General features: G+C 69.0%; 24 protein-coding genes, 1 tRNA gene and 2 pseudogenes. 11 read left to right on the plus strand and 16 right to left on the minus strand.

Annotated features, from left to right (window positions below; all coding sequences use genetic code 11):
- Positions 1–166 precede the first annotated feature (166 nt).
- The 3 genes from IE109_RS00100 to IE109_RS00110 are packed head-to-tail and all read left to right on the plus strand — an operon-like array spanning position 167 to position 4,715.
- A complete protein-coding gene (locus tag IE109_RS00100) occupies positions 167–1,330 on the plus strand; it encodes an HpcH/HpaI aldolase/citrate lyase family protein (protein ID WP_189548314.1) in 1,164 nt (387 codons plus the stop codon).
- Positions 1,331–1,344: 14 nt separating this feature from the next.
- Positions 1,345–3,897, plus strand: coding sequence for a phosphoribosyltransferase (locus tag IE109_RS00105; protein ID WP_229890389.1), 2,553 nt, complete (start codon positions 1,345–1,347; stop codon positions 3,895–3,897).
- Positions 3,894–4,715, plus strand: a complete 822-nt coding sequence (locus IE109_RS00110) for an HAD family hydrolase (RefSeq protein ID WP_189548316.1) — start codon at positions 3,894–3,896, stop codon at positions 4,713–4,715. Before IE109_RS00105 ends, IE109_RS00110 begins: the two co-directional genes overlap by 4 nt.
- On the opposite strand, the gene IE109_RS00115 is transcribed toward IE109_RS00110, so the two are convergent.
- Positions 4,684–5,295 (minus strand): DedA family protein, encoded by a 612-nt coding sequence (locus IE109_RS00115; RefSeq protein WP_189548317.1) that lies wholly within the window; start codon positions 5,293–5,295, stop codon positions 4,684–4,686. The genes IE109_RS00110 and IE109_RS00115 overlap by 32 nt on opposite strands.
- A gap of 227 nt (positions 5,296–5,522) precedes the next feature.
- Between IE109_RS00115 and IE109_RS00120 the strand changes: the two genes are divergently transcribed.
- Complete coding sequence (locus tag IE109_RS00120) at positions 5,523–6,671, plus strand: ATP-binding protein (RefSeq protein ID WP_189548318.1); 1,149 nt, start codon at positions 5,523–5,525, stop codon at positions 6,669–6,671.
- Positions 6,662–7,312, plus strand: a complete 651-nt coding sequence (locus tag IE109_RS00125; protein WP_189548319.1) for a response regulator transcription factor — start codon at positions 6,662–6,664, stop codon at positions 7,310–7,312. Before IE109_RS00120 ends, IE109_RS00125 begins: the two co-directional genes overlap by 10 nt.
- Before the next feature lie 34 nt (positions 7,313–7,346).
- On the opposite strand, the gene IE109_RS00130 is transcribed toward IE109_RS00125, so the two are convergent.
- The 3 genes from IE109_RS00130 to IE109_RS00140 all read right to left on the minus strand — a co-directional run bounded on the left by IE109_RS00130 (position 7,347) and on the right by IE109_RS00140 (position 9,709).
- Positions 7,347–7,565 carry an FmdB family zinc ribbon protein gene (locus IE109_RS00130; RefSeq protein ID WP_189548320.1) on the minus strand — a complete coding sequence of 73 codons (219 nt, stop codon included), beginning with the start codon at positions 7,563–7,565 and terminating at the stop codon, positions 7,347–7,349.
- Between the two features lie 21 nt (positions 7,566–7,586).
- Complete coding sequence (locus IE109_RS00135; protein ID WP_373297591.1) at positions 7,587–8,930, minus strand: hypothetical protein; 1,344 nt, start codon at positions 8,928–8,930, stop codon at positions 7,587–7,589.
- Positions 8,931–9,004: 74 nt separating this feature from the next.
- Positions 9,005–9,709 (minus strand): DUF4097 family beta strand repeat-containing protein, encoded by a 705-nt coding sequence (locus IE109_RS00140; RefSeq protein ID WP_189548805.1) that lies wholly within the window; start codon positions 9,707–9,709, stop codon positions 9,005–9,007.
- A 196-nt stretch (positions 9,710–9,905) separates the two neighbouring features.
- On the opposite strand from IE109_RS00140, the gene IE109_RS00145 reads away from it, so the two are divergent.
- A tRNA-Val gene (locus IE109_RS00145) sits at positions 9,906–9,980 on the plus strand.
- A gap of 72 nt (positions 9,981–10,052) precedes the next feature.
- On the opposite strand, the gene IE109_RS00150 is transcribed toward IE109_RS00145, so the two are convergent.
- The 3 genes from IE109_RS00150 to repSA are packed head-to-tail and all read right to left on the minus strand — an operon-like array spanning position 10,053 to position 12,756.
- Positions 10,053–11,204 (minus strand): tyrosine-type recombinase/integrase, encoded by a 1,152-nt coding sequence (locus tag IE109_RS00150; RefSeq protein WP_189548321.1) that lies wholly within the window; start codon positions 11,202–11,204, stop codon positions 10,053–10,055.
- Positions 11,204–11,392: a helix-turn-helix domain-containing protein gene (locus IE109_RS00155; RefSeq protein WP_189548322.1), complete on the minus strand. Its 189-nt coding sequence runs from the start codon at positions 11,390–11,392 to the stop codon at positions 11,204–11,206. The genes IE109_RS00150 and IE109_RS00155 overlap by 1 nt, the downstream gene beginning before the upstream one ends.
- Positions 11,389–12,756 carry a replication initiator protein RepSA gene (gene repSA / locus IE109_RS00160; protein ID WP_189548323.1) on the minus strand — a complete coding sequence of 456 codons (1,368 nt, stop codon included), beginning with the start codon at positions 12,754–12,756 and terminating at the stop codon, positions 11,389–11,391. Before repSA ends, IE109_RS00155 begins: the two co-directional genes overlap by 4 nt.
- 194 nt (positions 12,757–12,950) lie before the next feature.
- On the opposite strand from repSA, the gene IE109_RS00165 reads away from it, so the two are divergent.
- Positions 12,951–13,268, plus strand: a complete 318-nt coding sequence (locus IE109_RS00165; RefSeq protein ID WP_189548324.1) for an Imm51 family immunity protein — start codon at positions 12,951–12,953, stop codon at positions 13,266–13,268.
- Here the strand turns inward: IE109_RS00165 and IE109_RS00170 are convergent.
- The 5 genes and pseudogenes from IE109_RS00170 to IE109_RS00190 all read right to left on the minus strand — a co-directional run.
- Positions 13,265–13,585, minus strand: coding sequence for a SpdD-like protein (locus tag IE109_RS00170; protein WP_189548325.1), 321 nt, complete (start codon positions 13,583–13,585; stop codon positions 13,265–13,267). The two genes, IE109_RS00165 and IE109_RS00170, sit on opposite strands and share 4 nt — an antisense overlap.
- 44 nt (positions 13,586–13,629) lie before the next feature.
- Positions 13,630–13,788 (minus strand): hypothetical protein, encoded by a 159-nt coding sequence (locus IE109_RS00175; RefSeq protein ID WP_107063396.1) that lies wholly within the window; start codon positions 13,786–13,788, stop codon positions 13,630–13,632.
- Between the two features lie 13 nt (positions 13,789–13,801).
- Positions 13,802–13,996 (minus strand): mobile element transfer protein, encoded by a 195-nt coding sequence (locus IE109_RS00180; protein WP_189548326.1) that lies wholly within the window; start codon positions 13,994–13,996, stop codon positions 13,802–13,804.
- Between the two features lie 17 nt (positions 13,997–14,013).
- On the minus strand, positions 14,014–14,679 hold the full coding sequence (locus IE109_RS00185; protein WP_189548327.1) for a DUF2637 domain-containing protein: 666 nt from the start codon (positions 14,677–14,679) through the stop codon (positions 14,014–14,016).
- Positions 14,680–14,767: 88 nt separating this feature from the next.
- Positions 14,768–15,805, minus strand: a pseudogene (locus tag IE109_RS00190) (FtsK/SpoIIIE domain-containing protein); the annotation flags it as partial.
- Here IE109_RS00190 and IE109_RS00195 point away from each other — a divergent pair.
- The 3 genes and pseudogenes from IE109_RS00195 to IE109_RS00205 form a co-directional block, all read left to right on the plus strand.
- Positions 15,805–15,999: pseudogene (locus IE109_RS00195) on the plus strand (NUDIX hydrolase); the annotation flags it as partial. The pseudogenes IE109_RS00190 and IE109_RS00195 sit on opposite strands and share 1 nt — an antisense overlap.
- A gap of 59 nt (positions 16,000–16,058) precedes the next feature.
- Complete coding sequence (locus IE109_RS00200; RefSeq protein WP_229890391.1) at positions 16,059–16,226, plus strand: hypothetical protein; 168 nt, start codon at positions 16,059–16,061, stop codon at positions 16,224–16,226.
- 599 nt (positions 16,227–16,825) lie between these two features.
- Positions 16,826–18,475, plus strand: coding sequence for an HNH endonuclease family protein (locus IE109_RS00205; protein ID WP_189548329.1), 1,650 nt, complete (start codon positions 16,826–16,828; stop codon positions 18,473–18,475).
- 147 nt (positions 18,476–18,622) lie between these two features.
- Here IE109_RS00205 and IE109_RS33835 read toward each other — a convergent pair whose 3' ends face one another.
- Both IE109_RS33835 and IE109_RS00215 read right to left on the minus strand, forming a co-directional pair.
- Complete coding sequence (locus IE109_RS33835; RefSeq protein ID WP_308431317.1) at positions 18,623–19,408, minus strand: very short patch repair endonuclease; 786 nt, start codon at positions 19,406–19,408, stop codon at positions 18,623–18,625.
- Complete coding sequence (locus tag IE109_RS00215; protein WP_189548331.1) at positions 19,395–20,768, minus strand: DNA cytosine methyltransferase; 1,374 nt, start codon at positions 20,766–20,768, stop codon at positions 19,395–19,397. The genes IE109_RS33835 and IE109_RS00215 overlap by 14 nt, the downstream gene beginning before the upstream one ends.
- An 87-nt stretch (positions 20,769–20,855) precedes the next feature.
- On the opposite strand from IE109_RS00215, the gene IE109_RS00220 reads away from it, so the two are divergent.
- Positions 20,856–21,731 (plus strand): GIY-YIG nuclease family protein, encoded by an 876-nt coding sequence (locus IE109_RS00220; RefSeq protein WP_229890395.1) that lies wholly within the window; start codon positions 20,856–20,858, stop codon positions 21,729–21,731.
- A 297-nt stretch (positions 21,732–22,028) separates the two neighbouring features.
- Here IE109_RS00220 and IE109_RS00225 read toward each other — a convergent pair whose 3' ends face one another.
- Together IE109_RS00225 and IE109_RS00230 are read right to left on the minus strand one after the other, a co-directional pair.
- Positions 22,029–22,310 carry a hypothetical protein gene (locus IE109_RS00225; protein WP_189548332.1) on the minus strand — a complete coding sequence of 94 codons (282 nt, stop codon included), beginning with the start codon at positions 22,308–22,310 and terminating at the stop codon, positions 22,029–22,031.
- Entirely contained in the window at positions 22,307–22,999 is a 693-nt protein-coding gene (locus IE109_RS00230; RefSeq protein WP_229890397.1) for a GntR family transcriptional regulator, read from the minus strand. Before IE109_RS00230 ends, IE109_RS00225 begins: the two co-directional genes overlap by 4 nt.
- Positions 23,000–23,086: the final 87 nt, after the last annotated feature.

Here is a 23,086-nt window from a genome sequence, read left to right on the forward strand (position 1 = left end):
CTGCCTGGCCGCCCACGCCGCGGACAACGCGGGGGCCGCGCGGCGGGGGCGAGAAGCGGACGAGTTACCTGAAGTTCATGCCCGGGGGGAACCTCCGACACCGGTCCCTACGTACTATTACCGGCCACATGTCATCAGGGCCGTCACGGCAGTACGGGGGATACTCATGCGTCATTTCGGGCACATCCCGGCCACTGCCCGGGCCGGGCTCTTCCACCGGGAACCGTGCGAGTTCGGCGCGGACTCCCCGGCCCGCGTCCTCGCCGCCGCCCTCGGCGCCACCCTCTACAGCCCCGCCACCCGGCCGCGGCTCGCCGACGACGTGATGAAGCAGGTGCGGCGCGGCGTCGTCTCGATGGTGCTGTGCCTGGAGGACTCCATCGACGACGGGGACGTCGCCGGGGCGGAGGAGAACCTCGTCCGCCAGTTCGCCGACCTCGGCCGGCGGGACGGCGAGCCGCCGCTGCTGTTCATCCGCGTACGTACGGCGGAACAGATCTCCGACCTGGTGCGACGCCTCGGGCCGTCCGCACGGTTGCTGTCCGGATTCGTCCTGCCCAAGTTCACCGAGGAGCGGGGCGGGCCGTTCATGGAGGCCCTGGCCGAGGCCGAGAACAGCTGCGGACGGCGACTGTTCGCCATGCCCGTGCTGGAGTCGCCCGAGCTGCTCCACCTGGAGACCCGGCGCGAGACGCTCGCCGGCATCGGGCGGATCGTCGACAAGTACCGCGACCGGGTCCTCGCCCTGCGCCTCGGCGTCACCGACTTCTGCTCCGCGTACGGGCTGCGCCGTTCGCCCGACATGACGGCATACGACGTCCAGATCGTCGCCCATGTCATCGCGGACGTCGTCAACGTCCTCGGCCGGTCCGACGGCACCGGCTTCACCATCACCGGCCCGGTGTGGGAGTACTTCCGCCTCCAGGAGCGCATCTTCAAGCCGCAGCTGCGCCGCAGCCCCTTCATGGAGCAGCGCGCCGACGAGCTGCGCACCGCGCTGATCGAGCACGACCTGGACGGGCTGCTGCGCGAGATCGAGCTGGACCGGGCCAACGGCCTGCTCGGCAAGACGTGCATCCACCCCTCCCACGTCCTGCCCGTGCACGCCCTGTCCGTCGTCAGCCACGAGGAGTTCAGCGACGCCCAGGACATCCTGCGGCCGGAGCGGAACGGCGGCGGGGTGCTGCGCAGCGCCTACACGAACAAGATGAACGAAGTGAGACCCCACCGCGCGTGGGCCGAGCGGACCCTCCAGCGGGCGGAGGTCTTCGGCGTCGCGCGGGAGGACGTCGGCTTCGTGGAGCTGCTGGCCGCCGGGCTGGTCAAGTGAAGGAGAACGGGAACGTGGCGGTCTGGTCGGGTACGTGGGTGTCGGAGCGGCTCGGGGTCGAGCTGACCGGTGACCCGCGGTTGCGCGAACTGCTGGGCCTGGCGCTGCGGCGCAACCCGAAGCGGGCGCACCTGCTCGTCTCCCACGTGCTCGGCAAGCACGTCCCGCAGAGCCCGGGTGTGGTGTGGCGGTCGGGTCGCGACCTGGGCGTCCGGGTCCGGGAGCTGCTCGGCCCCGCCGACGCGGCGCGGGCGGTGGTGCTCGGTTACGCGGAGACGGCCACCGGCCTCGGCCACTCGGTCGCCGACGGCCTGGGCACGGCCCCGTACCTGCACTCCACGCGCCGCCCGGTGCCCGGGGTCGCCCCGGCGGGCGGCTTCGAGGAGTCCCACTCGCACGCCACCTCGCACCTGCTGCTCCCCGAGGACCCGGCGCTCCTCGCGGGGCCCGGGCCGCTGGTGCTGGTCGACGACGAGTTCTCCACCGGCAACACGGTGCTCAACACGGTGCGGGCCCTCCACGCGCGCTACCCGCGCGACCGGTACGTGATAGTCGCGCTGGTCGACATGCGCTCGGCCGCCGACCGGGACCGCCTGGAGGCGTTCGCCTCGGAGATCGGCGCCCGCGTGGACCTGGTCACCCTGGCGGCGGGCACGGTCCTGCTGCCGGAGGGCGTCCTGGAGCGCGGCCAGGCCCTGGTGGCCGAGCACGAGGCCGCGGGTGCGGCTGCGGGTGCGGGTCCGGCTGCGCGGGCGGGGGCCGGCGCGAGTGGTGCGGCTGCCGGGACGGGCGCGCGCGGTGCGAGCCCGGGTGCGGGTGGCGCTGCTGGTGCCGGTGCCGGGTCGGCCGCCCGGGGCGACGCCCCCGCCGCGACGGACGTACGGCGGGTCGAGCTCGGGTGGCCGGACGGCGTGCCGGACGGCGGGCGTCATGGCTTCACGCCCGCCCACCGCGCCCGCCTGGACGCCGCGCTGCCCGCCATGGCCGCCCGGGTCGCCGACGCGCTGGGGCTCGCCCCGGACGCCCCGCGGCGGGCCGACGCGCCCCGTGTCCTCGTACTGGGCTGCGAGGAGCTGATGTACGCGCCGCTCGCGCTGGGCGTCGCACTCGAGGAGCTCGGCCGCGCCGAGGTGCGGTTCTCCACCACCACCCGCTCGCCCGTCCTCGCCGTCGACGACCCCGGCTACGCGATCCGCACGCGGCTCGTCTTCCCCGCGCACGACGACCCCGCCGACGGCCCGGGCGACCGGTACGCCTACAACGTCGCCGGTGCCGGCTTCGACGCGGTCGTCGCCGTCGTCGACTCGGCCGCCGACACCCCCGCGCTCCACGCCCCGGACGGCCTGCTCGCGCAGCTCGCCGCGCACGTACCGCACGTGCTGCTCGCCGTCGTACCGTCCTACGCCCCCGCCGAAAGGGCCACCATGCTGCCCAACCCCCTCCGAGGCCCCGCCTTCTCGTCCTACGCACCCGACGACGTGGGCTGGCTCCTCCAGGACCTCTCCGGCGTCCGGCTGGAGGCCCCGACCGAGGAGCGCGAGGAGGCCATCCAGAGCGGCGGTGCCCACTACGCCGAGTCCCTCCCCGTCGAGTACCAGCCCAGCGACCGGTACCAGGCCCTCTTCCACACCGCCCTCGACACCTCCGCCGCCCGTATCGCCCGCGCCGTCGGCGCCGTCACCGAGACGGTCCTGGCCGAGCGGTCCCCGCGCCCCGTGCTGGTGTCGCTGGCCCGCGCCGGCACCCCCGTCGGCGTACTCATGCGCCGCTGGGCGCTCCACCGCCACGGCCTCGACCTCCCGCACTACGCCGTGTCCATCGTGCGCGGCCGCGGCATCGACGCCAACGCGCTGCGCTGGCTCCAGCAGCACCACGACCCCGCCGACGTGGTGTTCGTCGACGGCTGGACCGGCAAGGGCGCCATCACCCGCGAACTGGCCGCCGCCCTGGAGGACTTCCCCGGCTTCGACCCGGAGATCGCCGTCCTGGCCGACCCCGGCTCGTGCGTGCGCACCTATGGCACCCGCGAGGACTTCCTCATCCCCTCCGCCTGCCTCAACTCCACCGTCTCCGGCCTCATATCGCGCACCGTGCTGCGCGCCGACCTCGTCGGACCGCACGACTTCCACGGCGCGAAGTTCTACCGCGAACTGGCCGGAGCCGACGTCTCCACCGCCTTCCTCGACACCGTCACGGCCCACTTCGACGACGTCACCACCGCGGTCGACGCCGACGTCAAGGACCTCCTCGCCACCGACCGCACCCCCACCTGGGAGGGCTGGGCCGCGGTCGAGCGGATCAGCGAGGAGTACGGCATCCACGACGTCAACCTGGTCAAGCCCGGCGTCGGCGAGACCACCCGTGTCCTGCTCCGCCGCGTCCCCTGGAAGATCCTCGCCCAGCGCGGCGCGGGCGCCGACCTCGACCACGTGCGGCTGCTGGCCGAACAGCGCGGCGTACCGGTCGAGGAGGCCGACGACCTGCACTACACCTGCGTGGGGCTGATCCACCCGAAGTACACCAGGGGCGCCACCGGCGCCGACGGCCATGCGGTGACCGGCCGATGACCCCGACCACGCTCATCGCCAGCGACCTCGACCGCACGCTCGTGTACTCCACCGCCGCCCTCGGCCTGACCATGCCGGACGCGGAGGCGCCGCGCCTGCTGTGCGTCGAGACCTACCAGCACAAACCGCTGTCGTACATGACGGAGACCGCCGCCGCCCTGCTGACCGAGCTGCCGCAGCACGCCCTCTTCGTCCCCGCCACCACCCGCACCCGCGAGCAGTACCACCGCATCCGGCTCCCCGGACCCCCGCCGCGGTACGCGATCTGCGCCAATGGCGGGCACCTGCTGGTCGACGGCGTCTCCGACCCGGACTGGCGGCGTACGGTCGCCACCCGCCTCGCCGACGAGTGCGCCACGCTCGACGAGGTCCGCGGGCACCTCCTGGCCGTCGCCGACCCGGCCTGGCTGCTCAAGGAACGCGTCGCCGAGGACCTCTTCGCCTACCTGGTCGTCGAGCGCGCCCTGCTGCCCGACGGGTGGATGGGGGAACTGGCCGCGTGGGCCGCGCCCCGCGGCTGGGCCGTCTCCCTCCAGGGCCGCAAGGTCTACGCCGTTCCCCAGCCGCTCACCAAGAGCGCCGCCGTCCGCGAGGCCGCCCGCCGCGCCGGGGCGGACCGTGTGCTGGCCGCAGGCGACTCGCTGCTCGACGCCGACCTGCTGCTCGCCGCCGACCGGGGCTGGCGGCCCGGCCACGGCGAGCTCGCCGAGGCCGGGTGGACCGCCGGCCACGTCGACGCGCTGGAGGAGCGGGGTGTGGCGGCCGGCGAGGAGATCCTCCGCCGGTTCAGCTCCGCCGTGCGCCCGTCCCCGGCCTGAACAGCCGCAGCCCGACGAACGCCGCGACCGCGCAGACGGCCACCACCAGCACCACCTTCGAGTACAGCGACACGTAGTGGGTGACCTGCTCCCAGTTGTCGCCCAGCGCGTAACCGGCGAGGACGAAGGCGGTGTTCCAGATGGCGCTGCCGAGCGTCGTCAGCCCGAGGAAGACCGGCAGCGGCATGCGTTCGATGCCGGCCGGGACGGATATCAGGCTCCGGAAAATGGGGATCATCCGCCCGAAGAACACCGCCTTGGTGCCGTGCCGGGCGAACCACGCCTCCGTTCGCTCGATGTCGGTGACCTTGACCAGCGGCAGCTTGGCTGCGATGGCGATCGTCCGCTCCCGGCCGAGCAGCGCGCCGACCCCGTACAGCGCGAGCGCGCCGACGACCGAACCGGCCGTCGTCCACAGCAGCGCGGCGACGAGGCCGATCCGGCCGGTCGCGGAGGCGAATCCGGCCATCGGCAGGATCACCTCACTGGGCAGCGGCGGGAAGAGGTTCTCCAAGGCGATCGCGAGTCCCGCGCCGGGCGCGCCGAGGGTGTCCATCAGGCTGTTGATCCAGCGTTCCATGCCCCCACGCTAGGTAAGCGGAGCTGAAGGCACACTGAAGGCCGCCGCACAGTTTTCCTGTGGTTTTCCGCAGTGTGGGGGGTGGGGTCCGTTCGCTAGCCTGCCGGATCATGACAAGAGCGGCACGGACCGGCCGGGGGGCCGCCGCACGAGGGGCCATCGGGTGCGTGGCCACCGGATGAGTGGCCGCCGGATGTGGAGGGCCGCCGGGTGAGGGGGACTGCCGGATGAAGGGGGCCGTCGCGCGCTGGGCCCGGCAGGCGGCCGGCCTGGCGCCAGGAGCCGCCACCGCCGTGGCCGGGCTCCTCCTGACACTGGTCGCGGGACTCGCCGTACTGCCCGTCGCCGCCTGGCCGCGTGGCCGGCGCGCGGTGCTGCGTCCGTTCCGTACGGCCGCGGTGAAGGCCGCGCGTGTCGACGTGCGGCGTCTCGCCCGCTTCCACGACGTGCGCATCGCGGCGGTGCCCGGTGCCGGCGAGGACGAGCGCGCCCTGCGGTACGTGGCTGCCCGCTGGCCGGTCGGGCTGCTGGGCGGTGTGGTGCTCGGTTGCCTGGTCACCGGGGCCGGTTACGGCACGTTCATCCTCTACGGCTGGGCGATCACGGACGTCCGCCACCTGTGGGCGGTCCTCATGAGCAGCCTTGCGGGGCTCCTCCTGCTGTTCCTCGCCGCCCAGGGCGTCCTCGGGGTCGCCGCGTCGGAGGAGCGGATGGCCCGCCACTTCCTGGGCCCGAGCCACCAGCACGCACTGGAGCGGCGCATCGCCCAGTTGGCGACGAGCCGCGCGGAGGTCATGGACGCCGTCCACGACGAGCGGCGCCGTATCGAGCGCGACCTGCACGACGGCGTTCAGCAGCGGCTCGTCGCCCTCGGCATGCTCATCGGCCGCGCCCGGCGCCACCGGGACCCCGAGCGCGCCGGTGAACTCCTGCTGCAGGCCCACGAGGAGACCCGGCGCGCCCTGGCCGAGCTGCGCGAGGTGGCGTGGCGGGTGTACCCGGCGGTGCTCGACGAGGCGGGCCTGAGGGCCGCGCTGGAGTCGGTCGTCGAGCGCAGCCCGCTGCCCGTCGCCCTGACGTACGAGGTGGGGCGCCCGCTGCCGCGGCAGCTGGAGACGGTGGTCTACTTCGTGGTGTCGGAGGCGGTCACGAACGTGGTGAAGCACGCGGGGGCGACCCGCATGGAGGTCCGAGTGACCTTGGCCGAGAAGGAGTTGAGCGTGACGGTGACGGACGACGGCAGCGGAGGAGCGGACCCGCGGGGCGGCGGGCTGACCGGCCTGGCCAGCCGGGTCGCGGCCCTGGACGGGCGGTTCGGCGTGCACAGTCCGCCCGGCGGACCGAGCGTCGTCACCGCGGAGCTGCCGTGCGGGTGATCCTGGCCGAGGACTCGACCCTGCTGCGCGAGGGGCTGGTGCGGCTGCTCAACGAGGAGGGGCACGAGGTGCTCGCGGCGGTCGGCGACGCCGAACAGCTCCTGGCAGCCGTCGACGCCCAGCCGCCGGACGTGGTGATCGCGGACGTACGGATGCCGCCCACCCACACCGACGAAGGGCTGCGGGCGGCCCTGACCATCCGGCGGAACCGGCCCGGCGTCGGTGTCCTCGTCCTGTCCCAGTACGTGGAGAACCGCTACGCCGCGGAACTCCTCACCGGCGACGGGGAGGGCGTCGGCTACCTCCTGAAGGACCGGGTCGCGCAGGTCGACGACTTCCTCGACGCCCTCCAGCGCGTGGGGGAGGGCCGGGCGGCCTTCGACCCCGAGGTCGTACGCCGCCTCCTGGCCCGCTCCACCCGCACCGACCCGCTGTCCCGCCTGACCGCCCGCGAACGGGACGTACTGGCCGAGATGGCACAGGGGCACACCAACGCGGCCGTCGCGCAGCGGCTGAACGTCTCGCAGAGCGCCGTCGAGAAACACATCAACGCGATCTTCGAGAAGCTGGAGCTCAGTGGCGCCGGAGCGACCGGCTACAGCCGCCGGGTGCTGGCGGTCCTGCGCTACCTCGGCAGCTGAACCCCTGAGGCGGGGCGCGGCGGAGCAGCGCGGGTCAGCCGCAGCACCCGCCACCGCAGCAGCCGCCGCCCCCGCCCTGGGACGGAGCCGGTGCGCCGCCCCTGGCCGTACCGCCCACGGCGACGGCGGACAGCAGCTTCACGGTGTCGGCGTGCCCGGCGGGGCAGGCCGCGGGCGCGGACGACTCGGCCATGGGACGGTTCAGTTCGAAGGTGTCTCCGCAGGTGCGGCAGCGGTACTCATAGCGAGGCATGCCTTCAGGTTAACCGCGCGGTCAGTGTCCGCCGCCCAGCTCTTCCCTGATCATCTCCACCACCCGCGCCACCGACGCCCGCACCGCCTCCGTCTCGGTCAGGAAGTGCCAGTAGTCGGGATGCCGGCCCTCCAGACCCCCGATCGCCCGGTCCAACCGGGCCACCGAGTCGTCCAGCGGCCGCGCATGGCGCGGATCGGGAGTGTGCCGGCCGGCCATGGCGAGCCGCTGTGCGTCCCGGATGGCGAAGCGGGTGCGCTGGATCTCCGCCTCCGGGTCCTTGGAGACGGCGTTCAACCGGTTGAGCCGGTCACCGGCGGCCGACACGGCCTCATCGGCGCCGTTCAGCAGCGCCCGCACGGTCGAGAGGAGCGCCGTGGCGTCGGCCCAGCGCTGCTCGGACCGGGCCTGCGCCGCCTCCCGCAGCTTCCCCTCCGCCTGGTGCACACTCTCCGCGGCCTGCTCCGGCACATGCTGGAGGTCCTGCCAGCACGCGGCGGTGAACCGCCGGCGCAACTCGCTGAGCACCGGCTCGACCCCGGCCGCCCGGTTCGCGAGCGCCTGCGCCCGCGTCCGGAGGGACACCAGCCGCTTGTCCGTCTCGGCCGCCCGTTCCGGCAGCCGTTCCGCCTCCGTCCGCACCGCTTCGGCGTCCCGCAGCACCCGGTCGGCCCGCTGCAACGTCTCGGCGACGCCATGCTGCCCCGCACCCTGGTTGAGTTTGGTCAGCTCCGGCCCGAGGGCGGCCAGCCGCGCCGCCAGGTCATCCGCACGCAGCCCGGAGGCCCGCACCGCGTCCAGAGCGTTGCTCGCCGACAGCAGCGCCTGCCGCGCCCGCTCGACCGCCGGCGCCAACCGCGTGAGCTGCGTCTCCGCCTTGTCCAGCAGCGGCCCGAGCCCCTGCTCGAACCGGTCCAGCTCCCCCTTCACCCGCACCAGGTCGTCCTTGGCCCGGTTCAGCTCGCTCTGCGCCCGCGAGGCGGCCGAGGCCTCCAGGTCGTCCCGGTCGAGGTCGTACGCGTCGACCGCGGTGATGTACGCGTGACTCACCTCGTCGATGCGCCGCCCGAGAGCGGCGAAGTCGTCCACCGCCCGGCGCGCCCCCGGCGACGCGTCCACCGCCGTGATCGTCTCGATCGAGATCCGCAGGTCCCGCTGTGCCGTGTCCAGCTCGTAGAACGCCGCCGCGGCCGCGTCCTTCGCCGCCTGCGCGTCCGCCCGCCGGCTCTCCCCGCGCCCGCCGAACCAGCGCCGCGTACCGCCGCCGGCGAAGGCACCGGGCATCACGGCGAGCGCCAACGGCACCGGCAACAACATCAGCGCGAGCACATCCTTCACGAACCGCCGCGCGTGTGTCGCCGTCACATCCGCTCCCGTGCCATGTGTCCGCCCCTGACCGGTTCATTCTCCCACCAGGTAAGGACGAACACACGGGCCGATCAGTTCGCGCCCCGGACCATGACTTCCCCGTTGTCACTGTGCGCCGTCACCACGTGCCCGCTGCGTGCGTCGGTCGGCACTCCCACCTCCACCTCACCGTTGTCGCTCCCCGCCCGGACCGCGTACCGGGTGCTTCCACGCGGCAGTTCGACGGCGATGTCGCCGTTGTCGTTCGCGGCGTCCACCCGGTCCGGCACCGCCCCGAGCGCCAGGCGTATCTCCCGCACGTCCCCGTTGCCACTCCTCAGGTCCAGCGGCCCTCCCGCGTCCCGCACGGTCACCGTGCCGTTGTCGGACGTGACCTTGAGCGCCGTCCGGAACCCCTCGGCGGTCACATCGCCGTTGTCGTCCTCCACCGTCACCGCCACCCCACGAGGCACTCGCACCTCATGCCGTGCCGCGCAGTCGCTCACCACCGCGTCGCACTCCACCCGCAGGGTCAGCCGGTCGCCCTCCAGCTTCCACACCGGCGCCGGCCCTTCCCCCAACACCACCCACCCGTCGACCTGGCGGGTCACCTCCACGTCCTTCACATCCGCCGGCACCAGCACCAGCTCCGAGTCGTCCGCGTCCACGACCAGCGTCTCCCCCCGGAACCCGAACGTCTTCCGCTCCACCGGCGCCCCGTCCACCTCGGCGCCCCCGCACCCCGCCAGGCCGATCACCCCCAGCACCGCCCCGCCGACCACCACGACCGCCCGCATCCGGCGTGCACCCACGACGACTCCCCCCCCATAGACCTCTGCGTCTCCCCGCTCACGCTACGTGTCCACCCGGCCCGCCCACGATCCGGCCACCCACCCGATCCCAGGTGGGGCTACCCCCCGGGCCTCAGGACCACCCGGCCGCCGGGTTTGCAGGATCGACGGGTCGGCCATGTACGCTGTTCACTCACTCCACGGGTGCGTAGCTCAGGGGTAGAGCGCTGCTCTTACAAAGCAGATGTCGGCGGTTCGAAACCGTCCGCGCCCACCAGCACAAAGGCCCCGGACCGATCATGGTCCGGGGCCTTTGACATCTATTTCTGACATCAACGGGAGCGGTCGATCACGACCGGGGACGGCTCCTGAGCAGCCGATCCACGTGGCTCACGGCCTCCCGCTGTGTGTCCTGGACGACGTGCGTGTACACGTTCATCGTCACGGCGATCTGGCTGTGTCCGAGAATCTCCATCACGACGCGGGGCGGGACGCCGGCGGCGGTCAGGAGCGTCGCCGTACCGTGCCGGGCGTCGTGCAGCCGGACGACGCGGAGACCGGCGTTCTTCGCGACGCGGGTGAACGAGCGGTAGAGGTTGCGCGGCTCGATGGGCTTGCCGGTGCGGGTGGTGAAGACGTAACCAGTGTCCTCCCAAATTTCTCCTAAACGATCACGGTCAGCGGCCTGTCGCATTCGCTGCCACCGCAGGGGAGCGACGCAGATCGCGGGGAGGGGGAGCGTCTGCTTCCGTCGGCGCCCCTTGGGATCGTCCTCGTACACCTCACCGGCCACCCGCTGCCGCTGCGTCCTGACCCGGATCTCCCGCTTGTCGAGGTCGACGTTCTCCCAGCGGAGGCCGACGACCTCCCCGCGGCGGAAGCCGAGGGCGATGGCGAGCACGAAGGCGGCGTACAGCGGGTCCTTCCGGGCGGCGGCGAGGAAGTCGAGCGTCTCGTCCAGGGACCAGGGGGAGAGCTCCCGGGCGGCGACGGTCGGCGGCTCGACGAGCGTCGCGATGTTCCGGCTCACCAGCTCCTCACGGCAGGCGGCGGTGAGGGCGGTGCGCAGGACCCGGTGGGACTCCTTGGCGGTGGCGGCGCTGGTCTTCTTCTCCAACTGGACGAGGAAGCGCCGGACGTCGGCGACACCGAGGGATTCGAGCGGCTTGGAGCCGAGCATCGGGACGAGGTAGAGCCGGACGTGCACCTCGTACTTGGCCGCGGTGGTCTTCATGCGGCGCGGCTTGACGATGTTGTCCAGCCAGTACGGCAGCCACTCGGAGAGCTTCATCGAACGGGTCGGGACAGGAACGCCGTTGTCGACCTTGTCGAGGAGCGCACGGCGCTTGGCGTCGCACTCGGCCCAGGTCTTGCCGTAGGCGAACTTCCGGGCGCGCGTGCCGTCGGGCTGGAGGACGTAGACGGCGGCCTGGTAGCGGCCGTCGGACCGTTGGGTGATGGTGCCGGCCCCGTTGGGGTTGCGCTTGCGCTGGGTGGCCATCAGGCGGCCTCCTCGATCTGGTTGTCGATGAAGTCCCGGACGGCGTCGATGGGGACGCGGCGCGACCGGCCGACCGTGATCGAGATCAGACGGCGGGACCGGATGAGGTCGTAGACGGTCGAGCGGCCGAGCTTGAGCCGCTCCATGACCTCCGGGACGGTGAGGAGTTCGGCGGTGGCGGTGGTCATGCGGCGGCTCCTTCCAGGCGGAGTGCTTCCCGTGCGGTCTGACGGTTGAGGTGGATGCCCCGGGCGATGGTGGCGGCGAGGGCGGCCTCGCCGGGGGTGTGGCCGTGGCCGGCGTACTGCCAGGTGGCGAGGACGAGCACGGTGTCCGGGTCGGCGTGGTCTTCCTGGGCGGCGCGGTAGTCGGCACGGATCTGACGGAGGGCGCCGAGGGTGGTCGAGTAGCGGCGGGACTTGGTGGAGAAGTGGCCGCGGAATCCGAGCATGTGGGCCCAGGCGGTGAGCTTGCGGTCCGGGTAGAGCGGGGCCAGATCCAGGCAGGCTTCGATGAGGCGGCGGGGGTGGTCGGGGACGTCGAGGAGGTCGAGCACCTCCCGGTTGCCGATCCGGCGGTCGAGGCTGCCGGTGGTCTCGGCGGCCTTGGTGGCGTACTTGGCGACGTACGCGGCCACGGCCTGTTCGGTGATGTCGGAGCCGTCCCCGAACGCCTTGACCGGACGGACGTCGAGCTGTCGTCCCCACTGGAACCGCCGGCGCGGATGGTCCCCGGCGGCCGGGACGGTGATGGTGGTGTACGCGTGGACGGCGGCAGCCTGGATCGCGTCGTCCAGCAGGGGCACGGTGGCCCAGGAGGGCGGGGCGCTGCCGGGCCCGTCCGGTCCGTCGAGCCTGATGACGGCGTGGAAGTGGATGGCGCCGCGCTTCTGGAACTCGGCGACCTTCCCGTACGAGACCCGCAGGACGTCCTTCATGGCGCGCTGCGTGAGCCTGGCGCGAGCGGCCAGTTCGCGGCGGAGCCGGTTGGTGAAGCGCTGCCAGAGCTGTCCGGCGTGGTTGTTGAAGAGGACGGCGCCGGCGTAGTCGTACGAGTCTGGGTCGAGGGCCGTGCCCAGGGCGGGGTCGTCGTCCCGGTGCCGGACGCCGCAGCGGCAGGTACCCCGGTCGGGTCGGTTGTGGACGGGCCCGAAGGACGGGGCGGTGAGCGTCGCGAACACCCGGGGGTGGTCGCGGACGGTTGCGGGGATCTCCTTGGTCTCGTCACCGGCGAGGCCGGCGCGGATCAGGTGGTACGTGTCCCCGGCGTACGTGTGCGCGCAGGAGAGACAGCGGGAGGCCCGGCGGTTGCCGCAGGCAACGCGGAGACGTCCGCCGGGTTCGGTCTCCGTCGAGTACCGGCGGAGGGTCTCGCCGGATGTCCGGTCCTTGGCGAGGGACCAACCGGTGAGGTGGACGGGGTCGGAGCAGCCGCCGGTGCGGTGCACCTGGTCCTTCCAGCGGTCGAAGTCGGGGTTCGCGGCCACGCGGAGGACGTCGTGCAGGGTGGCAGTGTCGAATCCCGCTGACGAGGCAGCTGGGACGGTCATCATGGAGTGCTTCCTTCTGGTTCTGCGAGCTGGGTAGGGGCAGCGCTTCCGGGCGGCGGAGACTTTGGCGGTTGAGCCGCCCGGAAGCTGATTGGTGCGGGGTCCGGAGAGGCCCACCGGACCGGCAGGGAGCGGGACCGGATGAGGTGGCCCGCGAGATCGGCAGCCCTGTCAGAGGGCGGTGTGAGGATCACGCCGTGACGATCAACCTGCACGACTTCGACGGCGAGCACTCGCTGACCTTGAACGCCGGCGGCTTGGCTGCCGATGACGCCGTAACTGCCGCCGGATACGAGCCGAACGGGTACTTCTGGGAAGGTCTCGTGCAGTTCGCCTGGCCGGAGATCGCCGAGGACCTCGACTTCGACAGTGAGGCCGGCATGTTCTGTGCGGTCGGAAGTCCGAGTGCTCTCGCACGACTCAAGGCGACCCTTGAGTCCGTCATCACGAGCCCTGAGGCAGTCCGCGACATCGTTGCCCGTGCGGAAGCATCGGGCTTCGAGTTCGACGACTAGCGCTGTCGGCGCTGGCCGTTGAGCAGCGAGCGGACGACGACGGCGCAGACGGCGACCGAGGCGGCGGTGACGGCGGTCGCGAGCAGCATCGAGACCAGGACCGTGCCCACGACCAGGACCACGGCGGTGCCGGCGCCGACGACGGCGAGGACGCTGCCGGGGGTGAGCTGGACGGCGGGCCGGGTGGTCGGGACGACCGGAGCCGTGGCAGGGGCCATGGTCTGCGGCGCGGGCTCCACGGTGGTCGGCTGGACGACGGCGGGCGGCGTGGTGAAACCGACCGGGGCCGGCATGGTCGGAACCTTGGGGCGAAGCATGGGTGGTTCTCCTTTCTGGGTGGGTCGGATCCGTACGGGTCGGGTCACTCGGAGACGGCGGCGTCGATGACGGGGGCCAGGAGGCTGTCGGCGAGGAGGAAGCCGCCGAGGAGAAGCACGGCGACGAGCCACCAGGGCGGGCGGATCAGCTTGATGCCGAGGGCGCCGACGACGAGGAGGGTGAACCAGAGCGGGACGTCCACGGACGGTCTCCGTTCAGTTGGTGGGGCGGCAGCGGTGGGTGCGGGCGGCGAGCTGGGCGGCCGAGGAGCTGGAGTAGTCGGCGGACCAGCCGCAGCGGTCGGCGGTGCAGACGGCCGCGTACTTGGTGCGTCCGTGGCGGTCGCGGTGGGTGCCGATCTGCACGGGGCCGATGCGCATCAGGGAGTGGAAGTGGTCTCGGGCGGGCATGCCGTTCTCCTTCCGGTTCAGGCGAGTTGGGCGGCGATGGCACTGGCCATGGGCGCGGGGACGCCGAGGCGGGCGCGGAGGGTGTCGGTGTCGATGGGGGAGCCGGTACGGGCGTGGTGGTCGGCGGCGACCTTGCGTGCGTGCTCGACGAGCGAGGCCGGGACGGCGGGAGCGGGAGCGGGGCCGGGCTCAGGGGCCGGAAGGGCGGGTACGTCGACCGGCTCGCTCTCCACCTGAGTCACGGGCCCGGCGTCCCCGCTGTCCTCCGGCTCGGGTACGTCCTCCAGCTCCGCAGGCTCTGGCTCAACGGGTGCGGCAGGGGCAGGCGCGGAATGGGCAAGCAGCGTTCCTCCGAGGAAGGCGACCGCGGGCCATCCGGCGACGCCGAAGCGCAGCCAGGCAGGAGGGTCGGCGAGGTCGAGGAAGCCGGCGGTGGCGACGTTGGCGCCGAGCGAGGCGAAGAGCGAGACCAGGAACCAGCACCAGGCGAGGCGGGACGAGCCGTCCGCGCGGAGCCGGCGCCAGGCGGCGACCAGGAGGAGGTCGACGGAGACGGGGTAGGCCCACGCCTTCCATCCGGTCTGTCCGGCAGCGGCGGCCAGGTCGTGCAGGTGGGCGAAGGACAGCGCACCTGCGATCAGGGCTTGGACCAGCACGGCGTCGACGCGGAGCTTGCTGGTCATGACGGCACCTCCTTGGTGGGCGTTTCGGGCATGGCGGGGGTAGGGACGTGGCGCGAGGAGGCCGCGCCGGCCAGGAGAGCGGGAAGCCTCAGGGAGTGGCCGGGGCTGCCGGGGCGGGAATGGCCACGGGCACGGCGGGCGAGGCGAGGACCGGCCGGAACGCGTCGAGCGCGGGCAGGTCCGGGGTCAGGTGAGCGTGCTTGTTGCAGGCGTCCACAGCGGCGCGGAGCGAGGTGTGGGGCGCCCGGATGCGGGACCAGCCGCCCGACGCGTCGCCGGTGATGGCGAGGCCGGGAGCGGAGACGGGGATCTGGACGGTGGCTAGGACGGCGTCCGGCGCGATGTCGCCGAAGGCCATGTTGGCGCTGGTCTCGTCGTTGACGCGGTGGGCGGTACGGACGCTGAGCTGGGCGCGGAGCATGGTGATGCCCTTGCCGAGTTCGGAGCCGAAGCGCTGCCCGCAGATTTCCAGGTAGATGCCGGCGGCGCGTCCGAGCTGGGCGAGGCGGGCGAGGGCGGTGATGATCCGGTCGCGCCGCTTCTCTTCGTCCTTCGTGGCGAAGAGCGCGAGTTCGGCGACCTCGTCCACGAGGAGGACGATGGGAACGGGGCGGAGGTGGTCGGGGAGGTCCCAGATGTCGGCGGCGATGTCGGCGTCCGGGGTGTCGGCGGTGATGCGTTGTTCGGCGCGGATGAGCTGGTAGACGTCCTCCATGTGCGCGATGAGGGCATCGAGTAGGTCGGCGGCGGTGTCGGGGTTGTCGGCCAGCGCGGAGAACCGTCGGGCCAGAGGGAATAGCTCCACCCCCTGCTTGCAGTCGATCCCCACCAAGGCGACCTCCTGGGCGGCGAGTTCGGCCACCAGGTTCCGCTGGTAGACCGACTTCCCCGACTTGGTGGCTCCGATGGTGAGGGCGTGCGGGGTGGTCCGGTAGTCGCGGTAGTGGACGTCCCCGTCCTCGCGGAGGGCGACCGGCACCCGCATGGTCGAGCGTTCGGCCCGCGCCGGCATCTGAACCCGCCGGAGCACGTCGTATCCGGTCATCCGCAGTTCGACCACGCCGGAGCGGATCTCCCGCGAGGTGACCTCGAACATGCCGAACGAGTGCCGGAGCCGGTCGCACGCTGGTCTTCCGCTGCAAGCCCGCCGGCGGCGAGGAACGAACCTCCTCCGAGTCCACCGCGGTCGAATGGCTCACCCCGGAAGAGATCACCGCCCGCATGACCGAGGTCTACGCGATCCGCCTCCTCGACGCCCTGGACAACAAGGGCCCCCACGTCCGCAGCCACGACGGCCGCCACCTGATCACCCAGCAGTGAGCACACAGCCACCGCGGCGGATGCCCCGCGAAGAAGCGATCCTCTTGGTCGAGTGCCTGATGAACCCGGAGACACCCGAAGAGCAGTCCTCCGAGACCCTGACCGCGCTGCAACAGGGCCTGGCTTGCCCCCACATCAGCGACTACGTCTTCTGGAGCTCCGACCCCAACCCGACCCCCGAGAAGGTCGTCGACCGAGCCATGGTCTACAAGCCGATCGCCCTCTGAGGCCAGCGCGGTAAGAGTTTCCCTACTTCATCAAGGCCCGCGCACGGCGCGGGCGCGCGCCGCCTCTGCGGCGCGGCCTGCCTCCTGTCTTCGCCCCGGCTGGCCGCGCCCGGCGGCGCGCTGCGTGCATGCGGGCAGAGGTAGGAAACCCCTCCGTGGCTGGGGCGGTCGGCTCCACGGCTTTAGGCAGCCACTTTGGGGCGAGCCTCGAAGATCATGGCCCCAACGTCGTGCTCTAGCGGGCAGGTCCACAGACTGCCCGACGCGCCTGAAGCTTACGGGGCCATGATCACTCGCCCCAAAGCAGCTCCCGCCCAAAGCCGCTCCACCGACCTCGTGCGTGACACGCCTCAGTCGCGGCCCCCATCATCCAGTCAGTAGCCGGCACACGCGACTCCTCTGACGGTGCGGCGCCGTTGCACCACTGCAGTGGGACGCCCTCGGGCCCTGGCGGACCGGGACTGCGGCCGTCTGCGTAGATGAATAACACACTGCCCTTCTGCGTAACCAACGACGCACTTTCGTGAAAGCGGTGCCCGGACAAACTCCAGCCGCTAGGCTAGCGGGCCACCAGCTGGGGCGCTTAAGGGGAGGACAACATGGCGAAACACATGGTAAATCTCGATGCTCTCATCCCGCGCGAAGACTTCGAGGCGGCAAGCCCTGAAGCGCTTACGCAGCCATCAGGACTAATGGCAAATCTCGGCGTAGCCGAACTGGGGCCCGAGAGCTTCATGTACAACGTCCTCCGTAAGCCTGACTTTCAGAGGGAAACAGCAAACTGGACTCCAGACAAGGTTGCTGCACTAGTACGGAGCTTCCTGGAAGGAGACCTAATCCCTGCCATCATTCTCTGGCGCTCACCGAAAAGCGGCAATATCTTTGCAATTGACGGAGCTCATAGACTCAGCGCATTGATCGCTTGGGTTCACGACGACTATGGCGATAAGCACCGCTCGCTGCGATTCTTCGACGGCGTTATCCCCTCCGAACAACAAAAGGCCGCCGAAACAACAAGGAAGTTGATCCAGGACAGCGTAGGATCTTTCAGCGAGCTCAAGACAGCGCTACAAAACCCCGACACCACCTCTAGCGAAAAACTGCGCCTGGCTAGAAATCTCAGCGCTTTCGCGCTCCAGCTACAATGGGTAAACGGCGAAGCCGAGAAGGCGGAAAGCTCCTTCTTTCGAATCAATCAACAAGCCACACCTATTGACCCTACTGAGCTCGATATGATCAAAGCGCGCCACAAGCCTAACGCTCTCGCGGCACGCGCATTCATTCGAGCGGGTACCGGACATAAGTACTGGTCCTCCTTTGATGATCCAATTCAGATGGAAATCGAGTCGCTAGCGAAGGACGTCTACGATCTGATTTTCAGACCAACCCTCGACATGTCCATCAGGTCCACCGACCTGCCAGTCGCTGGGCGAGGCTACTCGGCGGACAGTTTGAAGATGGTATTCGAACTCGTCAACTTCGTGAACAGGCTACGCCCAGAGATGTGGCAGCCTGAGAAGAACGGGCGTAAGCGAACCACCGCGAATCAGAGCGACATGAGCACTCTCGCAGACGACCTCGATGGCACAGCCACACTCGAATTCATGCGAGCCACCAAAAAAGCTGCCTCGAAGATTGCCGGAAATTCACCAGCATCCCTAGGGCTTCACCCGGCCGTCTACTTCTATAGCGCGACTGGAAGATTTCAACCAGCTGCCTTCCTGGCCGCAGTGGCCTTCACGCAGGAACTGGTGGAAAAGCGACGCCTCGTGAAGTACACCGAGCTCCGGGCCAAGTTCGAGGACTTCCTGGTCAGCTACAAGCACTTTCTGAATCAGATTGTTCAATCCTATGGAAGCCTTCAGAGGTCGGTGCCACCGATCCTCGAAATGTACAAGATCCTTCTAGATTCCCTGGCTGAAGGACTTGACGATGAGGCCACAATTGAGCGAATGCGCGCGAACTCCAATCCGCGCCTACCGGTCAAAGCCATCACGGAAGATGATAGAAGACATGGGCGAAACTTCTCTAGCGAAACCAAGAACGCAATCGTCCTAAAGGCGACACTGGAATCCTCTCCGGTCTGCCAAATCTGCAACGCGCGGCTGCATTTGAGATCAATGACATTCGACCACAAAATTCGCAAGGAGGATGGCGGTGGCGGAGCTATGGATAACGGACAGATGACTCACCCATACTGCAACTCTGGCTACAAAGAGAGCCGCCCATCATCTGAAGCGACTCGCTAGCCTCTTACTGCGTTGAATACCGGCTGAACTGCTGACACGACGGCCCCCGGATGGTATCCGGGGGCCGTGGCACTGAATCAACGTCGAGCCTCGCCACAGGACCCGCTTGCGCTGTGGCACCTAGTTGACAGGATTTACCGTCAGGGGTCACAGATCCTGTCGAGCCTTGGCTACAGCCATCGCCACGGCTTCCGCAGCCGCACCGACATCATCGTGCTCCCATACACGAAGGACGGTCCAGCCGGCGGCGACGAGGAGGGCGTTCGTCTCCGCATCGCGTTCCATATTTCCGCTGATTTTGGCCGACCACAGCTCTGAGTTTTTTTTGGCCGGACGGCTATGCAGGGGGCACCCGTGCCAAAAGCAGCCGTCGACGAAAACTGCAACGCGCTCCCTAGGGAACACCACGTCCGCGCGCCGCCGGATCTCAGGGATAGGACGGGTATCCACTCGGTATCGCAACCCAGACGCGTGAAGGAGCGAACGCAGCGCCAGCTCGGGTCCAGTATCACGGGCGCGGTTCGCCTGCATGTTGACGCGAACCCCTATGGAAGAGGCCTTAGAGTCCGCCGGAAGAGGTCTCTCCGTTACAAAACCCTGCTCCCACGCGTATCGCCAGGCTTCGGCCAGGTTGGCTCCTCGCCAATCCTGTGAGACCTCGCAGACGTACCGCTCCTGTGTCTCCCCGTCCTTCGACCAGCGAAGGTATGCACGAATCCTTCGCGTTCGACGGTAGAGACGCAGACTAATAGAGGCTCTTGCGTATCGATTATCCCCTAGCGCCACCCAGCGGCGATGCCTCCCGCCAGCAGCCTTATCCTGTTCGACAGTAGGCGGCGCGGCTCCAGCCCGCCGCTTGTACGCACGCTCTGGCGGGACCTCTTCCTTCCAGTGCCGACCAACCGAATCCATCAATGAGTCACTGCCCCGCATCGTCGAGGGTCTCTGCTACCGCCCGCGCAAAGTGCTCCCCAAGAAGTACTGGCACGGCGTTTCCGAGTTGACGCATTTTCTCGCCCCTGGGACCGCTACCCTCCCAGTCGTCAGGGAACGTCATGACTCGGGCGGTCTCCCTGACAGTCATGTAGCGATGCCGGTAGGTCGCGCCATCTCCAGGCACGGAGCCGGATGCCAACTCATCAAGTAGCACCACCGATTCACCGCCCGGAACCCCGTGTACCCCCGCCTTAACGGTCTTTGCTGGCCTGTCGAGTTCGTTAGGGGTATGGCCCTTGTAGATCCGCGCCTCAGGCCAGCCGACATGATCAGAGATGCCAAGGTGGTCAGCTTGATTGGTCTTCTTGTCCAGCATCTCGAGGTCGATATTCGGGAGCGCTGGTAGCCTTTCATCAGTACCGTATCCCTGGATTGCGTCACGGAGGGTTCGCCAGGGAGGAAGGTCCTCCTCTCCCAACTTGGGCTGGACATCCTTTGGGATACGCGCCCGAACCCGTTCCCGTACGTGCGGCTCAACGTAGCCATGTCGCGTCCAGTACTCACTGTTGTCGTCTAGCAATGACAAGTAGAGAGCTTCTTCGGAGTATTTTCGCGCAGAGTAGATCTCGTAGAATTTTTCAATATCGACGGGAAGATCAGCCCGGAAGGCAACCATCACAACGCGATTGCGCACCTGCGGTACGCCGAAATCGGCCGCATTCACTGGGAACACCTTGACGCGGTAGTGCTCCGCGTTGTCATCTTCGTCAGGAAGGTCGACCGTATCGCCCAAAATGCTAGCCAGCTTGCGGTTGTGCTCCTGCCACAAGTCATTGGACTTTCGGGACTCAAATGGCAAAGCAAGTTCACGCTGAATATAAGTGAAGTAGTCCCGGAAGGAAGGCCTCAGAAGACCCCGAACATTCTCACAGATAACAGCCTTTGGGCGCATCTCGCGAATGGCCTTAAACATGGCGGGGAACATGTTTCGCTTGTCCTCATCCCCCTTCGCCACGCCTCCAGCGCTGAAGGGCTGGCATGGAGGCCCGCCAGCCAACACATCCACCTGTCCCTCGAAGGCGCTCAGGTCTAGATGACTGACATCCAACGGGAAGAGAGGCGCGGGCTCACCCTCGGCCGGCGGTACGGGACTCCGCGACTCCGTACGCTTGACCCCGTCAACGCCGAGCGTCCTGCTTGCGTTAGCCTCAAGGGTCTCGCACGCCCGCGCGTTGAACTCGTTAAGCAGGAGAGGGCGGAAGCCAGCACGGTGCACCGCCATGGCGAGGCCACCCCCGCCGGCGAACAGTTCAACGCTAGTGCGGGGCTTCTTCATGTCTCCTGGCAGGTCAACCATGAGCAAACCATACCGCGGAGTTTGCGATCTTGAGGCACGTTAGCCCGAAGGTGCCCGCAGCGAACCATGTCACGCCCTAGAGTTCCCTTGATCATCAAGCCAGGAGGGGAGACGGCGATGCCGGACACAGCGGGACGGGGCGGCGCGAATCATGGTGACTTCAGACTCAGCATCACACAGGCGCTCGGTGATCAACTGGCCGATGCCCTGGACGATCTGATCCCTGCCCCACTGACAGAGCCCAACTTGGCCGAACTGGAAGATCGCCCCGGCGTCTACCAGCTGTACCGAAATGGCGACTTCGTCTATGTAGGCAAGGCGGATAAATCGCTACCGACCCGGATCCTGAAGCACCTGAGGAAGGTATCGGGACGCCAGGGCATCTCCCTTTCTGAGATGACTTTCACCTGCCTCTATGTCGCCGAAGACTTCTCAGCGCTCGCGCCCGAGAAATTGCTGATCAATAATTACAAGAAGCGAGGGGAAATTCCTTGGAACAACAACGGGTTCGGCAATAATGATCCGGGTAAGCGCCGAGACGAGACCGTTGTAAAAGAAAATCACTTCGATGCACTTTTCCCCATCGACCTGGGTCGGACGATTCCGCAAATAGCTCCCGGAACGACTACGCTCGCCAAGCTGTTGGCCCACGTGAGCAAGGTGGCCCCTTACACCTTCCGCTATGAGAAGAAGAAGATGGGCTCAGCTTATAGGAGGGAGATACAGATTCTTGATGCGGATCTGACGGTTGATCAACTCTTCAGTCTCATTGCGAGGAACTTGCCCGAAGAATGGCAGATCGCCGCACTTCCAGGCCGGGCTATCATGTACCCCGATAACCAGCGAGCCTATCCAAGTGCGTGGCGATACTATCGCGGGCGGCAGGTTCTCGACGTCGAACCTGAGATTGGCGAAGCAGGCGAGATCCCTGAGGAGCCTGACGCAGTAGACGATGAGGGCTAATACAGCTCACGGCCGATGCCTCACGAAGTGACTGGGCGGGCGCCGCTCAACGGGGCTGCGTCGCCCCTCCCAGACTCAGACGAGGCGCTGCGGCCTATGCGTGGACGAGTACACGACCTAAGAGCCGTCATAAGCAGCTGACCAGCAACGATCTGTGCGCTACATACGGCCTCCGGAGCCGTGTGTCAGAGAAGCCCCCGGCAGAGATGCCGGGGGCTTCATGGTCGTGCATGCGGGGCCCTGTGCCCCTCTTCGCTTCGAGGCGGGATGGCCTTGTTGGGGCGGGTTGGATCCCGTCTATGGGAGGCGCCAGCCGCGGCTCTCTGCAATGCGTAGCACCTGGCCCAAGGCTTCCATGAGATCCGCGGACACCGCACGAAGATCCACCGGATCGGGCTCCGGGAGGCCGAGCAGCTCGATGGCGTGGTGCAGTACGCCGGCCGCCTGGTCGAGGTAGGTCGTTTCGAGGGTGTCGGCCAGGCGAGACAGGTGGCTGCTGTCGTCGTCGGTGCTCAGGAAGCACGGTTTGCCGTCGGGGCCGGACCAAGGGAGGAGCCGCAGTTCGTCACGGGAGGTCATCTGTCCGTCTCCTCCTTGAGGGTCGGGTGGGTGGTGAATACCGCGTCTGCGGCGTCACTGGGAAGGGCCAGTAGAGCGGCTTCGAGTACGCGGCCGGTGGAGTTGAGGGCGATGCGCGTGATGGTGAGGACCGTCCGCGTGGGGCTGATGCGGAGGGCAGATGCCTCTTCCGGGGTGGGGAGGCGGGCGGTGACCGTCTCCTGGGTTTCCGTACGGTCCATGTCTCGACCGCCGGGCCAGGAGGACGAGGCGAGTCGTGCGGTCGGTGCGAGGTCGCGGGGGATGTAGATGCGGGCCACGCTTCGGGGTGTCTCACCCTCGTAGGTGGTGCAGTGGAACTCCGTAAGGGGGGTGTTGGAGGGGACCTTCAAGAGGGCCCTGATGTGGCCGCGTGCCTGGACGGTGGTGGTGCGGATGGTGGTCTGGAGGTCGGGGGCGAACGGTACGCCGGCGCCGCCCGTGTAGGTGATGCGGCGGAGCGGAGTGCGGATGAAGTTGCCCTTGCCGTGGGTCTTCTCGATGAGTCCTTCGGCCTGGAGGAGAGCGAGGGCCTGGCGGATGGTCGGGGTGCTGACCTTGTAGTGAGTGGCCAGCTTGGGTTCCGAGGGGAGGCGGGCTCCGGGCTTGAGGCGGCCGGTGGTGATCTGGATGCGGAGGTCTTCGGCGATGGTGTCGCGGAGGGTGGGCACGGTCGGGGTCACCACCTTTTCTGGACTCGGAGGGCGACCAGGCGGGTGCGGGGGTGCATGGTCAGTTGCTCGCCCGTTTCGAAGAGG

Origin of the sequence: Streptomyces lavendofoliae (assembly GCF_014649735.1) — a bacterium.
GTDB classification, from domain to species: domain Bacteria; phylum Actinomycetota; class Actinomycetes; order Streptomycetales; family Streptomycetaceae; genus Streptomyces; species Streptomyces lavendofoliae.

Excerpts from the sequence above, each read along its gene's own strand:
- IE109_RS00100 (WP_189548314.1), top strand. The coding sequence starts at position 167 with ATGCGTCATTTCGGGCACATCCCGGCCACTGCCCGGGCCGGGCTCTTC.
- IE109_RS00110 (WP_189548316.1), top strand. The coding sequence starts at position 3,894 with ATGACCCCGACCACGCTCATCGCCAGCGACCTCGACCGCACGCTCGTG.
- IE109_RS00115 (WP_189548317.1), bottom strand. The coding sequence starts at position 5,295 with ATGGAACGCTGGATCAACAGCCTGATGGACACCCTCGGCGCGCCCGGC.
- IE109_RS00120 (WP_189548318.1), top strand. The coding sequence starts at position 5,523 with ATGAAGGGGGCCGTCGCGCGCTGGGCCCGGCAGGCGGCCGGCCTGGCG.
- IE109_RS00130 (WP_189548320.1), bottom strand. The coding sequence starts at position 7,565 with ATGCCTCGCTATGAGTACCGCTGCCGCACCTGCGGAGACACCTTCGAA.
- IE109_RS00140 (WP_189548805.1), bottom strand. The coding sequence starts at position 9,709 with ATGCGGGCGGTCGTGGTGGTCGGCGGGGCGGTGCTGGGGGTGATCGGC.
- IE109_RS00150 (WP_189548321.1), bottom strand. The coding sequence starts at position 11,204 with ATGGCCACCCAGCGCAAGCGCAACCCCAACGGGGCCGGCACCATCACC.
- IE109_RS00155 (WP_189548322.1), bottom strand. The coding sequence starts at position 11,392 with ATGACCACCGCCACCGCCGAACTCCTCACCGTCCCGGAGGTCATGGAG.
- repSA (WP_189548323.1), bottom strand. The coding sequence starts at position 12,756 with ATGATGACCGTCCCAGCTGCCTCGTCAGCGGGATTCGACACTGCCACC.
- IE109_RS00170 (WP_189548325.1), bottom strand. The coding sequence starts at position 13,585 with ATGCTTCGCCCCAAGGTTCCGACCATGCCGGCCCCGGTCGGTTTCACC.
- IE109_RS00180 (WP_189548326.1), bottom strand. The coding sequence starts at position 13,996 with ATGCCCGCCCGAGACCACTTCCACTCCCTGATGCGCATCGGCCCCGTG.
- IE109_RS00185 (WP_189548327.1), bottom strand. The coding sequence starts at position 14,679 with ATGACCAGCAAGCTCCGCGTCGACGCCGTGCTGGTCCAAGCCCTGATC.
- IE109_RS00200 (WP_229890391.1), top strand. The coding sequence starts at position 16,059 with ATGAACCCGGAGACACCCGAAGAGCAGTCCTCCGAGACCCTGACCGCG.
- IE109_RS00205 (WP_189548329.1), top strand. The coding sequence starts at position 16,826 with ATGGCGAAACACATGGTAAATCTCGATGCTCTCATCCCGCGCGAAGAC.
- IE109_RS33835 (WP_308431317.1), bottom strand. The coding sequence starts at position 19,408 with ATGCGGGGCAGTGACTCATTGATGGATTCGGTTGGTCGGCACTGGAAG.
- IE109_RS00215 (WP_189548331.1), bottom strand. The coding sequence starts at position 20,768 with ATGGTTGACCTGCCAGGAGACATGAAGAAGCCCCGCACTAGCGTTGAA.
- IE109_RS00225 (WP_189548332.1), bottom strand. The coding sequence starts at position 22,310 with ATGACCTCCCGTGACGAACTGCGGCTCCTCCCTTGGTCCGGCCCCGAC.